This is a genomic window from Bifidobacterium mizhiense, assembly GCF_020884755.1.
In the GTDB taxonomy this organism is placed as follows: Bacteria; Actinomycetota; Actinomycetes; order Actinomycetales; family Bifidobacteriaceae; genus Bombiscardovia; species Bombiscardovia mizhiensis.
In genome coordinates, this window is the sequence record NZ_BPWE01000001.1 from 34,996 (window position 1) to 48,545 (window position 13,550).

13 protein-coding genes are annotated in these 13,550 nt (G+C 56.7%); 8 read left to right on the plus strand and 5 right to left on the minus strand.

Translation table 11 applies throughout. From position 1 onward, the window contains the following. The first annotated feature begins 187 nt into the window (after window positions 1-187). Window positions 188-778 (plus strand): xanthine phosphoribosyltransferase, encoded by a 591-nt coding sequence (locus LPC22_RS00155; protein ID WP_024627384.1) that lies wholly within the window; start codon window positions 188-190, stop codon window positions 776-778. 39 nt (window positions 779-817) lie between these two features. Here the strand turns inward: LPC22_RS00155 and LPC22_RS00160 are convergent, their stop codons facing one another. From LPC22_RS00160 to LPC22_RS00170, 3 genes are all read right to left on the minus strand, one after another. After that, a complete protein-coding gene (locus tag LPC22_RS00160) occupies window positions 818-1,810 on the minus strand; it encodes a D-2-hydroxyacid dehydrogenase (RefSeq protein WP_229131580.1) in 993 nt (330 codons plus the stop codon). Between the two features lie 57 nt (window positions 1,811-1,867). Continuing rightward, window positions 1,868-3,037 (minus strand): aminotransferase class I/II-fold pyridoxal phosphate-dependent enzyme, encoded by a 1,170-nt coding sequence (locus LPC22_RS00165; RefSeq protein WP_121914741.1) that lies wholly within the window; start codon window positions 3,035-3,037, stop codon window positions 1,868-1,870. Between the two features lie 340 nt (window positions 3,038-3,377). Beyond that, window positions 3,378-4,322: a sugar-binding transcriptional regulator gene (locus tag LPC22_RS00170; RefSeq protein WP_121914742.1), complete on the minus strand. Its 945-nt coding sequence runs from the start codon at window positions 4,320-4,322 to the stop codon at window positions 3,378-3,380. Window positions 4,323-4,477: 155 nt separating this feature from the next. On the opposite strand from LPC22_RS00170, the gene deoC reads away from it, so the two are divergent. From deoC to LPC22_RS00200, 6 genes are all read left to right on the plus strand, one after another. Next, window positions 4,478-5,128, plus strand: coding sequence for a deoxyribose-phosphate aldolase (gene deoC / locus LPC22_RS00175; protein ID WP_229131581.1), 651 nt, complete (start codon window positions 4,478-4,480; stop codon window positions 5,126-5,128). Window positions 5,129-5,220: 92 nt separating this feature from the next. Continuing rightward, window positions 5,221-5,910, plus strand: a complete 690-nt coding sequence (locus tag LPC22_RS00180; RefSeq protein WP_229131582.1) for an MFS transporter — start codon at window positions 5,221-5,223, stop codon at window positions 5,908-5,910. Between the two features lie 21 nt (window positions 5,911-5,931). Continuing rightward, window positions 5,932-6,564, plus strand: coding sequence for an MFS transporter (locus LPC22_RS00185; RefSeq protein WP_229131583.1), 633 nt, complete (start codon window positions 5,932-5,934; stop codon window positions 6,562-6,564). 17 nt (window positions 6,565-6,581) lie between these two features. Further along, window positions 6,582-7,598: an aldose 1-epimerase family protein gene (locus tag LPC22_RS00190; protein ID WP_229131584.1), complete on the plus strand. Its 1,017-nt coding sequence runs from the start codon at window positions 6,582-6,584 to the stop codon at window positions 7,596-7,598. Window positions 7,599-7,606: 8 nt separating this feature from the next. Beyond that, complete coding sequence (gene rbsK, locus LPC22_RS00195; RefSeq protein ID WP_229131585.1) at window positions 7,607-8,533, plus strand: ribokinase; 927 nt, start codon at window positions 7,607-7,609, stop codon at window positions 8,531-8,533. A gap of 152 nt (window positions 8,534-8,685) precedes the next feature. After that, on the plus strand, window positions 8,686-9,510 hold the full coding sequence (locus tag LPC22_RS00200) for an oxidoreductase (protein ID WP_229131586.1): 825 nt from the start codon (window positions 8,686-8,688) through the stop codon (window positions 9,508-9,510). 185 nt (window positions 9,511-9,695) lie between these two features. Here LPC22_RS00200 and LPC22_RS00205 read toward each other — a convergent pair whose 3' ends face one another. Continuing rightward, entirely contained in the window at window positions 9,696-10,724 is a 1,029-nt protein-coding gene (locus LPC22_RS00205; protein ID WP_229131587.1) for an alpha-L-fucosidase, read from the minus strand. Between the two features lie 47 nt (window positions 10,725-10,771). Further along, window positions 10,772-12,037, minus strand: coding sequence for an MFS transporter (locus LPC22_RS00210; protein ID WP_308443375.1), 1,266 nt, complete (start codon window positions 12,035-12,037; stop codon window positions 10,772-10,774). Between the two features lie 488 nt (window positions 12,038-12,525). Between LPC22_RS00210 and LPC22_RS00215 the strand changes: the two genes are divergently transcribed. Then, window positions 12,526-13,521, plus strand: a complete 996-nt coding sequence (locus LPC22_RS00215) for a glycosylasparaginase (protein WP_229131589.1) — start codon at window positions 12,526-12,528, stop codon at window positions 13,519-13,521. The last annotated feature ends 29 nt before the right edge of the window (window positions 13,522-13,550 follow it).

Sequence of the window (13,550 nt, forward strand, 5' to 3'; positions counted from 1 at the left end):
CACTGTAACAGTCAGGGCCTTGGATCCGCGGATTGACGGGCTGACACGCCAGGAAGACACTCCAATCCGCTGGAGGTGAAACCTGGCGGATCAGGGCGGTCTGGCTACAGTCTCAGAACCGGGTTATCTTGGTGTCTATCCGTCGGGACCGTAGGGGCCCCGCTTTCATGACGACAAGGATGATGACATGCAGGAACTTGAGGAGCGAATCCGCCGCCAGGGCACGGTCAAGCCAGGCAACGTACTCAAGGTGGACGCCTTCCTCAACCATCAGTGCGACGTGCGACTCTTTGACCACATGGGCGCTGAATGGGCCCGCCTGTTTGCCGGTCACCGGATCGACAAGATTCTGACCATCGAGGCATCCGGCATCGGCATCGCCTGCCTGGCTGCCCGCCACTTCGGCGACGTGCCGGTGGTCTTCGCCAAGAAGACCCAGTCCATCAACCTTGACGGCGACCAGTACACGGCCCGCATCTACTCCTTCACCAAGCAGCGGGAGTACCCCGTCATCGTGGCTAAGCGCTTCCTCAAGGAAGGCGAGCATGTACTGATTCTTGACGACTTTCTGGCCAAGGGCAACGCCCTGCACGGTCTGATCGACATCTGCCATGATGCCAAGGTCGTCATCGAGGGCATCGGCATCGCCGTGGAGAAGGGCTTCCAGGAGGGGGGCCGAACCCTGCGCAAAGAGGGTTACAACCTCAAGTCCCTGGCCATCGTGGAAAGCATGGACCCGGACCAGGGCACCATCACCTTTGCTCAGAATACCGACTGAGCCGGTCGGAGCCCGGTCCGGGTCGCGGAGATAATAGGGTCAGTCCACCTGATGCTCGCTGGTGCCGCCCTCAAGGATGGTTTTTACATCGTTCAGGGAGATGTTGACCATGGCGGTCACGGCGGCATCGGTGTAGAAGCCGATGTGGGGCGAAACCTCTACGTTGGGCATGGCCTTGAGGGTCTCCAGGGCCTGGTTGTCGACCTTGGTTCCGCTCAGATCCTTTTCGAAGATGCCCGCCTCCCCCTCGATGGTGTCGATGGCGGCACCCGCGATGGATTTGGTCTGCAGTGCCTCAATCAGGGCCGGGGTGTCCACAATGGGGCCGCGGGCTGCGTTGATCAGGAAGGCCGAGGGCTTCATGGCTTCCAGGGCCTGAGCGCTGATCAGATGATGGGTGGTCTCGTCCAGCGGCGTATGAACGGTGACAATGTCGGCCCTCTTCAAAAGGGTGGGCAGATCCACATAGTCCAGGGTGTCCGCCAGCTCGGGGCGGTGAACCGGATCGTTGGCGATGACGGTGGAGCCCAGGGCCCGGAAGATCCTGGCCACAGCGGATCCAATCTTACCGGCTCCGATGATCCCTACAGTCAGGTTGTGGATCTCGTGGGCCTGAAGTCCATCCCAGGTGTAGTCGTCATTGGCCTCGCGAACGCTGGCCTCCCCCAGATGCCGGACCAGGCGCATGACCTGGGCCAGGACCAGTTCGGAGACCGACCGGGGCGAGTAAGCAGGCACGTTGGTGACGACCAGCCCGTTCTCCCGAGCGGCCTGCAGGTTGACGATGTCATAGCCCGTGATCCGCAGGGTCAGCTGCTTGAGGCCATACTCCTTGAGCCGTTGGTAGAGTTCGGGCTCGGACAGGGCCGCATGCTGCTGGATGACGATGCCGTCGTAGCCCTTGATCATGTCCACGGTCTTCATTCCCAGATCGCGGTCTGTGGTATCCACTTGGATATCATTGGCTTGCGCCCAGGCCTGAATGGCCTCCTGCTCGTCGGGGCGTACTGAATACATGAGAATACTGGTCATTTTCTAGTCCTTGGTAACTGTCTTCGTTGATGGGTGTAATTTGAATCGTCAGGGAAATCAGCCGCGATTTTCACGCATGTAGTCGCCAATCCGCTCCACGGCGGTATGCAGATCCTCCATGGAGGCTGCGTAGGAAATGCGGACGTAGCCTTCTCCCCCAGGTCCGAAGCTTGCTCCGGGGATTACCGCCACCTTGGCCTTGCGAGCCAGGTCGTAGACGAAGCTCCAGCTGTCGCGCATGCCCTCGGGCAGTCGGGCGAAGATGTAGAAGGCGCCCTTGGGATCAATGACGTCCAGACCGACCTCGGGCAGGGCCTTGACCAGATAGTCCCGCCGCTTGCGGTAGGCCTCGCGCATCGGATCCGTGTCATTCATGCCCTTGGTCAGAGCCTCCTGGGCCGCATACTGGGCGTTGGTGGTTACCGAAGTGATGGTGAATTCGTTGACCTTGCTGATCTGGTCAATAACGTCGGCGGGGCCAGCGGCGATGCCGACCCGCCATCCAGTCATGGCATGGGATTTCGAGACCCCGCCAAGCACGACCGTCTGTTCGGGCAGGATGGTGCCCATGGATACATGGGTGCCCTGGTAGGTCAATTCGGCGTAGATCTCATCGCTGAGCACGAAGAAGCCGTGCTTGCGCGCCACCTGGGCCAGAGCCTCCAGATCCTCTCGGGCATAGGTCACGCCGGTGGGGTTGGTCGGATAGTTGAGCACCAGGGCCTTGACCGGACCATCACTGTTTTCGATGGCGGCTTCCAGCTTGTCCGGCTTGAGAATGAAGCCGTCATCGGAGGTGTCGACAAAGACGGTCTTGGCGCCGCTCAGCTGGGCGATGGGAATATAGAGAGGGAAGATGGGTGTGGGCAGGATGACCGTGTCGCCCGGGTTGATCATGGCGGTAAGACCCGAGAAGATGCCCCCGGTGGCCCCGGCCGTAATCACCATTTGGGTGTCGGGGTCGTAGTCCAGCCCGTACTTGGCGTGTAGATAATCGGCTGCCGCCTTGCGCAGACTGGGCATACCGCGACTCTCGGTGTAATGACTGTGGTTGTCCTGGATGGCCTGAATGCCCGCCTGCTTGACGTGCTCAGGAGTAAAGAAGTCCGGCTCCCCAAGAGTCAGCTTCACGATGCCGTCTATTCCGGCGATCTCCTTGTTGAACTCAAGAATGTCGCTCGGCGCCAGAGCTTTGACTCTGGCATTCATATGATCCGCCAATGTCATTGGCTTGTCCTTTCCCATGCGGTTATTACAACCATTGTCGCTGGTGCTGCCCTACCGACTATGCGATGACGATGCACGGGAAATGCTGTCGACGACTGCAGGGCCGGTGGGTTCCGATCCGTGCAACCGTTCCTACAAGGCACGCGGCGTCACAGATCGAATCCGTGCCACCAATAGGTAAATCGTGTGCCCTGCATGCTGAAACCTCCTGCGGAATCTACAATCAGCATTGATAGTAAGCGTACAGCGGTGTTTCAACAATCATACGAGCGCGACCATTATTTGACCAAACGCTTGTGTACTGGCAAGCAGTGCAATTCCCTCGATTGCAGAGGTTCGCCTATTCCTCTAACAGACGCATGGCAGCTTGGGAATCCGTAATCAGCACATTGGCATAGCCGCCCAGAAGCGCCGCACGCATGGATGCTATCTTGGAAGGCCCTCCCGCCACCAATATGGAACATGGCTTCTTGCGCAACCGATCAAGCTGTATCCCCACCGTTCTCGCGTTAATGCCATCATCCGCAATGGAGCCGTCCGGAGCTATAAATCGTGAAAGCACATCGCCGACAGCCTTATGCTGCAGCATGGTGATCTCTCTGCGGGAGAGATATCCCAGTTTGAAAAGCATGGCATCATCACGAACGGTTCCGCAGGTGAACACGGCGATATCGGTCCGTTCCCCCTGACGAACAATCTCGTCGATGAAACGATCCTTGAGCACAATATCCCGAGTCAAGGCATTGTCGAAAATGACCGGCAAGGGCAGCACTGTGGTGGTGGTGCCGAAGGCCATGCCGAATTTCAGGGCGATATCCGCAGCATAGTTGTTGAAATCGGACGCGGAGACACTCCCCTTCAACTGCACCACCGATACATCCTTGTGCTCATTGGGCCGCAGATGATCGGCTACGGCCTTGAGGGTCCTCCCCCAGCTGATTCCCAAACGGTCGTGATCGCCGACAATCTCGGCCAGGTAATCTGCTGTAACCGTGCCCAGTTTGTCCCTGATGGCGTCTTCGTCACCGGTCGAGTCATAGGTGAGTTTGACCTCGCGCAGGCCGAAAGCCACTTTGAGCCTTCTGGCCAGGGACTCCAAATCAGCCTGAGGATCAGTTATGAGTACGCGGACCAGCCCCTCCTGCCTGGCGAATGCCAGAAGACGCGAAACCGTGGGACGGGAAACGTTCAGTCTGCGGGCGATGGCGCTCTGGCCTAAGCCCTCCTCGTAATACCAATGGCAGACTGTGACAGCTTGATTCCTGTGCTGTTCATCGTCGATCATGAAACCTTCCCTTCTCCCGGTTGTGCGGAGCCAACATGCAAAAGAGGTTCATGGCCAGCTGGTGATTGAGCTCTCCTTTTTGAACATATGTTCATTATAGCATTTTACTTCTGTGCATTCACTGTTACAGTGAGGCCCACAAGGAGGTAACAACCATGCAGATCAATCGCCTCATCGATCACACACTGCTCAAACCGGACGCAACGCTGGCACAGATCGACCAGGTCATCGACGAAGCCCTGAACAATCATTTCTATTCGGTCATGGTCAATCCCTACTGGGTTTCCCACGTCCATGAGCGGGTCAAGGGGTCGGATGTCCTGACTGCCTGCGTCATCGGCTTCCCCCTGGGCGCCAACACCACAGCAAACAAGGTCGCCGAAACCCAGGAAGCCATCGCGAACGGAGCCGATGAACTGGATATGGTGATCAACATCGGCGAAATGGCAGGTGGCCGGGAAGACCTGGTTACCAAGGACATTCGTGCTGTCGTCGAGGCGGTCCATCAGGCAGGAAAAGTGGTCAAGGTCATCATCGAGACCGCCCTGCTTAGCGATGAGCAGATCGCAAGGGCCAGCGTGCTGGTGGCCGATGCGGGCGCCGACTTCGTCAAAACGTCCACCGGATTTACCAGCCGCGGCGCCAGCGTGCACGACATCGAAATCATTAAAGAAGCAGTCAAGGGAAGAATCCACATTAAGGCCGCCGGCGGCATTCACACCCGGCAGGAGGCCGATGCTCTGATCAACGCAGGTGCCGAACGCCTGGGCACCAGCTCCAGCATGGCCATCATCGGCAAGGCCTGACTTCGGCATCCGGGGGCCAACCCCCGGGCCGATTCTTATATTCTCGGCGGGCGCAGCGCAGCGGCCGCCGAATGCAAACCCAAGGAGGGGTTATGCAATCGCCAACCTTTCATCTGTTCAAACTGCACGCACAGGAATTGGATGATGGATACCTGGACAGGACGCCAATGCTCCAGTACATCCTCCTCTCCTGCCTATTTCCCCTTTGGGGAGCAGCCGCCAGTCTCAATGACATACTCATAACCCAATTCAAAACCATCTTCACGCTGTCCAATGTTGCCAGCGCCTTTGTGCAGACGGCCTTCTATCTTGGCTATTTTCTGATTGCCATACCGGCTTCGCTCATCATCAAGAAGACCTCATACAAGGTCGCCATCATGATCGGCCTTTCGCTGTACACCATCGGATGCTCAATCTTCTTCCCAGCCTCGCGCATGGCCACCTATGGATTCTTCCTGATTGCCCTGTTCGCCTTGGCCTGCGGCTTGAGCTTCCTGGAGACCTCGGCCAACACCTTCAGCTCACTGATGGGCCCGAAGAAGTATTCCACCCTGCGGTTGAACATCTCTGAAACCTTTTACCCGTTGGGTGCCATAGCCGGCATACTACTGGGCAAATATCTGATCTTCGGTGCCGGCCAAAGCCTGGAAAGGCAGATGAAGGGACTTCACGGACAGGCCCGCATCGCCTTCGGCGAGCGCGCCCTTCAGCATACGCTGCTGCCTTACAAATACATCATCTTCGTCCTCTTGGTCGCCCTGGTGCTTTTTGCGCTGACGTAATTCCCCTCAGGCAAGCCCAAGGTGGATCCGACCAAACAGCAGCCTCAGGCGCGCATCGGTGAGACACTGGTCTATCTCGCGCATAACCGCCGCTTCCTTTGGGGCATTTTCACCGAGTTCATGTATGTGGGCATGCAGACGGCCGTGTGGTCCTTCACCATCAGGTTGGCCATGGAGCTCAATTCCTCGATCAACGAACGCTCGGCATCGACCTTCATGGTCTACAGCTACGCCGCTTTCTTCATAGGCAAGGTTATTGCCAACTTCATGATGAAGTCCATGCACCCCGCCCGGGTCCTGCAGTGGTTCTCGGCATTCGGACTGGCTGCCTTGGTCTACATCCTCCTGCTGCGCAACATGAGCGCCGTCTATGCGGCCATCATCGTCTCGGGCCTGTTCGGACCCTGCTGGGCCACCATCTACTCCCAGACCTTGGATACGGTGACCGACAAACGCCACACGGAAACAGCGGGAGCCATCATCGTCATGTCCATTGTGGGCGGGGCCTTCATCCCAGTAGCGCAAGGATTCGTCGCGGACATCTCGAACATGTCCCTGTCCTTCCTGGTCGATGTGATCTGCTTCGCGGTCGTCTGCGTTTATTCCACAGCAAAAATGCGCGCTTTCAAGGCTGAAGGCGCTCGAGAAAACTAATGAAAGGAAAACCAATCATGCAGCAAGTTCATCTCAATCATGACATGTTCGGCCCGGCCGAATTCACCCTCTATGAGGACGATGATTTCAAAGCCGTCACCTTCACCTACCCATCAGGAGTTGAAGCGGTCCGCATGGAGAACTCGCGCGGCCAGCTCACCGTCCTGCCCTACATGGGCCTGATCATCTGGGATGCGGTCTTCGACTCCATCAGCCTGAAGATGAAAGACATGTTCTCGCAGCCCCTGCCCGGCACCGCCATAGCCGATACCTACGGCTGCTTCCAGTTCACATCGGGACTCCTCGGCGGAGGGACACCAGCCCCGGAGGACGACTATCAGCTTCACGGCGAGGCTCCGACCAGCCGTATGGACAGCGCCTGGCTGGGATTCGAAGAAGGAACCATGTCAATACATGGACAATTCGAATATGTCAAAGGGTTCGGCGACCACTACCTGAGTCGGCCGTCCGTAACATTGCATGCGGATTCCGGACTCTTCGACATCGGCCTGGAGGTCACCAACCTCTCCAACTACCAGGCCATGCCTCTGCAATACATGTGCCATATGAACTACGCCTATGTGCATGACGGGCATATGGAACAGAACGTTCCTGACGAGGCTTTCCGTCTGCGCCAGACCGTTCCCGCCCACGTACATCCCACCCCACAATGGCTGGCCTACAACGAAGAGCTCAAGGCCAGCGGCGAGCTGATCAACGACCTGAACGATGAAAGCCACTACGATCCTGAGATCGTCTTCTTCTCCCAGAACTTGACCCACTTTACGGATATGGCCGAGTTCCGGCTTCATCTGAATGCCGAGCACAACTTCCTGACGCGATTCAGCACGAAGCAATTCCCCATCGTCACCCGCTGGATCCTGTACAACGCCGACCAGCAGGTGGCGGCCTTCGCTTTGCCCGGCACCAGCACGCCCGAGGGCCGTGCCGCCGCTGAGAAGGCGGGCACCCTGATCCATCTGAAGCCTCAGGAAACACGTTCATTCCTGGTAACCACCGGCCTGGAAAGGTAAAGAACAATATGGCTGACATCACTGTCATCGGTTCCAATATGTACGAGCTGACCACCTTTGTCGATCGCATGCCGGTGGAAGGAGAGACTGTAGAAGCTCCTGAATTCGAGATGGGATTCGGCGGCAAGGGGGCCAACCAGGCCATCGCCGCCGCCCGCTTGGGTTCACAGGTCAACTTCATCACCATGGTCGGCAAGGACGAGTTCGGCAGACAGCAGCTGGAGAATTATCGCAGCAACGGCATCAGATCCGATGGGATCGGCATCGCTGATGGGAGCAGCGGCGTGGCGCCTATCTTTGTGGACACCAGCGGCGACAATCGGATCCTGATCGTCAAAGGCGCCAACAAGCAGCTGACCCCTGCCGCCTTGGACAGTAAAAAAGACCTGATCAAGGGGTCGAAACTGGTCGTTCTCCAACAGGAGATCGCCCTGGAGACCAACTACCATGCGATTGAACTGGCAGAGGATTACGGCGTGCCTGTCCTGCTGAACCCTGCGCCAGCCAATGATGATCTGAACATCGACTATGTCTCCAGAGTGGCCTTCTTTGCACCAAATGAGACCGAACTGGCCACACTCACCGGAATGCCCACAGAGACACTGGACGAGATCAAAGCCGCAGCACGGAACTTGGTTAAGCGTGGGGTAGGCAACCTGATTGTCACCATGGGCGGCAAGGGCGCCCTCTGGGTCAGCGCCGACCAGGAGCTGCTGGTGCCTGCGGTCACGGTTGAAGCTGTGGATACCACTGGCGCCGGCGATGCCTTCATCGGCTCGTTCACCCACTACTACACGCAGGGCGAGGATGTGCCAACAGCTCTGGGCCACGCCAACAGATACGCTGCAATCAGCGTCACACGCCGCGGTACCCAGAAGGCTTATCCAACAACCGCCGAGCTGAACGACCTGCTGCAGGAAAGGGTGCAGGTATAAGATTTTCACCATGGTCGCATTGCCAGATGTGGACGGGTAGACCGCCCGCGTCTGGCTTTTTATGTCCTTGCAGCAAAATGCTGTCATATACTGTGCCTCAAAGAGAGGCAGGAGTCACGATTCACAGACACCAGCCAGAAGGAGTGATCAATATGACCAATCGGGTGGCGCTGGTCACCGGAGCAACAAGCGGCATAGGGTTTGAAACAGCTCGAATGCTCGCCGATCATGGATACAAGGTATATGCTGCAGGACGACGAGTCGAACGACTGAAGCCACTGGCCGACAAGGGCGTGACAGCCGTGCAGATGGACCTGACCGATTCTGCATCCATTGAGAGGGCCGTCACACGAATTCTGGAAAAGGAAAAGCGGGTCGATCTGCTGGTCAACAACGCCGGCTACGGCTCCTATGGACCGGTCGAGCAGGTCTCCATTGACGAGGTCCGTCGGCAATTCGAAGTCAACCTATTCGGCCTCGCCCGATTGACCCAGCTGGTGCTGCCTGCCATGCGCCAAGCCAGACGCGGCCGCATCGTGAACACCTCATCCATGGCAGGCCGAATGGTCACCTATATGGGTGCCTGGTACCATGCCACCAAGTATGCTCTTGAAGCCTTCAGCGACGCTCTGCGTATGGAAACCCGACCCTTCGGCATCGATGTGGTCCTGATCGAGCCCGGAGTCATTGCCACCAACTGGGGCGCAATAGCCGCCGACCATCTTCAGAAGGTAACCCGCAAGAGCGCCTATCAACAGTCAGGATCCCGAGCTGCTGCCGGGTTGCACAAGCTATATTCCAGCAGGCATTTGACCCCACCATCGACCATTGCCAAGGCCATCGTCCGAGCCTCGACGGTACGCCATCCCCATCCACGCTATCTACTGGGCTTCGGCGCCAAACCCCTAGTCGCCCTTCATGCCCTGCTTCCCACCCGTGCCTGGGACTACTTGATGATTCATGCCAAAGACCTTTAGACGATAAACAAGGTATCAGAACAATACTCCATAGCAGCTGAATGCTTGCAAATAGGTTTGGATTCGAAGAAATCAAGACTCGCCAAGCCCTGCAGAGTGAAAAGGACAGCCGGCAAAGGATGCTGCGGCGCAGAAGCAACATAGTTACAACAGTATCCCTTGCTAATTGTCTTGATGCTAAATCCTCAAGCCTCCAGAGCTCGCGCTCCCAGGAGTGCCTGCTCAGCAGCCATGGGAACTCGTCCCAATCCATCCAGACCGACGTTGAGCAGGTAGTTGATGCCGTACTTATTCAGATGGGCCTTGTAATCGTGAATGGTCTGCGGGCTCTTCCAATTTTGGTCATGATAGGAGAATCCCCAAGAATCGTTGATGGTACCAGCGGTCTCGTAAAGACCAAGCTTTGAGGGCTTGAATCCTTCGATCGAGTTGTAATCGACATTCCCATCCGAAGCGGCCTTGTCGCTGGCGTCCGAGTCTTCTGGAATCTCGTTGTCCCCCAAAGAGACATAGTCGTAGCGGCCGTTGCCCAGCCTGGAATTGATCAGGCAGTCGGGCTGCAGGCGTTTGACCGTATCGTAAATGGTCTGGCTCTGCACGTCGCTGAGGGTCATGGGAACATCAAACCAGGCAACCGAGATCTCTCCATAGTTGCTCATGATCTCTTCGATCTGCGGCATGATCTTATGCTCGAACGCCCGGTCGTAGTTCTTCTCCCCTGTGAAGTCCCAGCTGTTGTCCCAGGTGGTGCCCGCCGTCTCGATGTCGTTCGAGAGGTATCCGCCGCCATCCGGTTCATGCCAGTCCAGGTCCTGCGAATAGTAGAGACCAAATCGCAGGCCAGCCTTGCGGCAGGCCAAAGACAGCTCGCCGATCACATCCCTGTGGAAGGGCGTCGCGTCGTAGACATTGTAAGGATCCACCAGCGACCGGTACATGGCAAAGCCGTCATGGTGCTTTGTGGTGACGACCAGGTACTGCATGCCGCAGCGCTTGGCCAGATCAACTATGGCATCCGCGTCGAAATAAATGGGGTTGAAGGCCTGGGTCAGGCGTTCGTACTCCTTGTTGGGGATCTGGAGCTTGGATTGGATCCATTCCGCATAGTTGCTAGACGACTTCCCCTGGTACTCCCCTCCCAGGAGTGAATAGAGACCCCAGTGAATCATCATTCCGTACTTGGCCTGCTTGAACCATGCCACGGTATCGCTCATTATTTACCTCTGTTTCTGTTGATTGACACGAGTTGCAATGACCACTCTCAGATGGTCAGCTTGTCCTTCTTGACGACGAAGGCATCGTAAAGGGCCAGAATCACGTAGCAGATTCCTGCACACATGATCATGAAACCTGGGTCTTTATTGCCAAGCACCCCGCCCAAAGCTTGGAAGAAGTAGGGAGCCACCAGGGAGCCGACGTTGATGCCGATGAGGATGATCGAAGTGGTCAGATTCATGGAGCCCTTGGGCGAATAGGCCACCATGCGGGCAGTCAGAGCCGGATTGATGATGCCATTGCAGAACCCCGCCACCAGGACCAGAACCAGCAAGATCGGAATGGAGTTGGTGAAGGGCATGGCGATCATGACCACTGCCGTCAGCACCTCGAAGATGAAGACAGTGTATCGTCCGCACCACTTGGCGAGCTGTTCGAAAGCGATGCCTGAGATAATCGAGCAAAGTACCAGGAAACCGAAGATCCTGGTGGCATCGGCTGCAGAGCCTATGTGTGAATCGACCATATGGCTGGCCAGTTTCAGGGAGATAGCCGAGTAAAAGAGGCAGACGAAGAGGAAGAGGATAGCCAGCTGGATGACACCACCGTTGGTGGACGGCTTGATGGAGGTGTCCTCCTCGACCTCCTTGCCGTCCTCCACGATGACTCGGTCAAGCCGCTTGGGGACGAAAAGGGAGACGAGGACGATTGGCACGATCAGGAAGAGGAAGACCAGGTAAGTGGCATGCCAGGAGATGTTGATCAGGAATCCTGCAATGAAGAGCATGATCGAATCGCCGATGGCACCGACGGAGTTCCTCCAACCCAGGAGCCTGTTCCTTATTTTCTCAGGGAAGACATCAGTGATGTAGGAGACGCTCAGCGGGGTGAAGATGCCCATGCCCACGCCGAACATGGCTCTCGACAGGAAAATGGCCGGGTAGTTGTAGAAGAAGGCGGGGATGACTCCGAAGACCAAGGAGACTATCAATCCCAGAAGGACCGTGTACTTCTTGCCCAGCTTGTTGGATATCAGGCCGCTGACCACAGTTCCCAGCAGGACGCCTCCCGTGGGAATGACGACCAACAGCTCGACGTTGGCCTCCGAGATGTTGGAAAAGTACTGCTTCATCAACGGGATTGTCCCTGATACGGCATTGGAAACCGACATCAGGAACGATATGGACAAGATGCCCAACATCAAAATCGGTGAGCTGGTGTTCACCTGTTTCTCTTTTGACTCCATGAAAGTCCCTTCCTCGGAACTGTCATCGCATTCGCATTTACGATGGCGAGTGATTGATTCACTCATGTACTGCAAACAACTTGATTCAATGGACCATCTTGGTCCCGAACTATTTCAATAGATAATAGTTTGTTAATAGTATATATCAAATTGGAAACTGTACATGCCGAAGATGGTGCGTCAGGCCGAATCGGCCGGATCTGCCATACAGCGATCACCAAACGAATTGTTGAAACTCGGCCTTTTATGTCAGCCTTAAGGGATGTACGCAAAAGCTAACGCCGATAAAGCAATTGGAACGCTGGCAAGACATTCCGAAACAAAAGTATCTTTATTAATTATCATTGACAGAAGAGATAAGGCAGAGGACATCGTTGCTGTCTGCATGCGGGCGAGGTAAGCCCGCTACTGACGGCTGTCCCCTCAGGAGCAGGGTCCATCAGCTCGATCATTCATCGACCGGCTGAGGTCTCGCCTGCTCTTCTGCTTTAAAACAGTTTCTGTGCTCCACCCAAGAGCAGTCAACGACCGCACCGACAGAAAGAACCAAGGAAATGAGTGATTCATCCCCACAGATAGTCAGCCACGATCAGTCCACCTGGGCATCCATTGCTACATGGCGGATGGCCTATGAAGGGATGGTCAAGTCAAGTTCCGGTCTTGAGGAGGGTGGCCAGGCGGGTGATGCTGTCGAGGCGCTGATCCGAGAGGTTGAAGCCAACCCCGATTACACCTCCGTCGGTTATGGAGCTTTGCCCAACCGGGAAGGTGAGATGGAGATGGACGCCGCCTTCATGGACGGGAACAGCATGGCAATGGGCGCTGTGGCCGGCATCCAGCATGTGCTCCACCCCATATCCGTGGCCAGACGGCTGAGCCGACGCCATACCAGCAGCTTTCTGGTCGGGCAGGGGGCGACCCGTTACGCCCAGGTCAGCGGGTTCGAAATGCGCAATATGCTGACGGACAGGGCCAGAAAGCGTTGGGAGTTGGAAGCCGCCAAGACCACGACACCGGAGTCTGCCGGCCCCTATCGAGGGCACGATACGGTCGGGGCCATCTCCTTGGATGCACACGGTTCGATGGCTGCCGGTACATCAACATCGGGGCTCTTCATGAAGGAACCTGGCAGAGTAGGCGATTCTCCCCTACCCGGCTCGGGCTTTTATGTGGACAGCACCATCGGAGGGGCGGCCGCCACCGGGCTGGGAGAAGACATCATGAAAGGGTGCCTCTCCTATCGGATCGTTGCCCTTATGGGAAGTGGATTGACCCCTCAGGAGGCCTGCGATACTGCAGTCTACGGATTTGACGACCTCCTGAGGAACCGCTACGGCAAGGTCGGCGAGATCTCCATGATCGCACTCAACGCAAGAGGAGAATGGGGGGTCGCCACCAACGTGGAATTCACCTTCTGCACAGCCCAGAAGGGCGAGCCGATACGCATACTCATGGCCAATCCGGATGGCAAGGGCGGAACACGAATCGAACCAGTGACTAAGGAATGGCTGCAGGAATACGAACATTCATTGAAGGCGCCCATCAAATGACCGCTTATCATTCTTGACCGATTAGTCAA

Coding starts and splice junctions, on each gene's coding strand:
- LPC22_RS00180 (WP_229131582.1), top strand. CDS start 5,221: ATGCAATCGCCAACCTTTCATCTGTTCAAACTGCACGCACAGGAATTG.
- rbsK (WP_229131585.1), top strand. CDS start 7,607: ATGGCTGACATCACTGTCATCGGTTCCAATATGTACGAGCTGACCACC.
- LPC22_RS00165 (WP_121914741.1), bottom strand. CDS start 3,037: ATGACATTGGCGGATCATATGAATGCCAGAGTCAAAGCTCTGGCGCCG.
- LPC22_RS00190 (WP_229131584.1), top strand. CDS start 6,582: ATGCAGCAAGTTCATCTCAATCATGACATGTTCGGCCCGGCCGAATTC.
- LPC22_RS00170 (WP_121914742.1), bottom strand. CDS start 4,322: ATGATCGACGATGAACAGCACAGGAATCAAGCTGTCACAGTCTGCCAT.
- LPC22_RS00155 (WP_024627384.1), top strand. CDS start 188: ATGCAGGAACTTGAGGAGCGAATCCGCCGCCAGGGCACGGTCAAGCCA.
- LPC22_RS00200 (WP_229131586.1), top strand. CDS start 8,686: ATGACCAATCGGGTGGCGCTGGTCACCGGAGCAACAAGCGGCATAGGG.
- deoC (WP_229131581.1), top strand. CDS start 4,478: ATGCAGATCAATCGCCTCATCGATCACACACTGCTCAAACCGGACGCA.
- LPC22_RS00215 (WP_229131589.1), top strand. CDS start 12,526: ATGAGTGATTCATCCCCACAGATAGTCAGCCACGATCAGTCCACCTGG.
- LPC22_RS00205 (WP_229131587.1), bottom strand. CDS start 10,724: ATGAGCGATACCGTGGCATGGTTCAAGCAGGCCAAGTACGGAATGATG.
- LPC22_RS00210 (WP_308443375.1), bottom strand. CDS start 12,037: ATGAGTGAATCAATCACTCGCCATCGTAAATGCGAATGCGATGACAGT.
- LPC22_RS00160 (WP_229131580.1), bottom strand. CDS start 1,810: ATGACCAGTATTCTCATGTATTCAGTACGCCCCGACGAGCAGGAGGCC.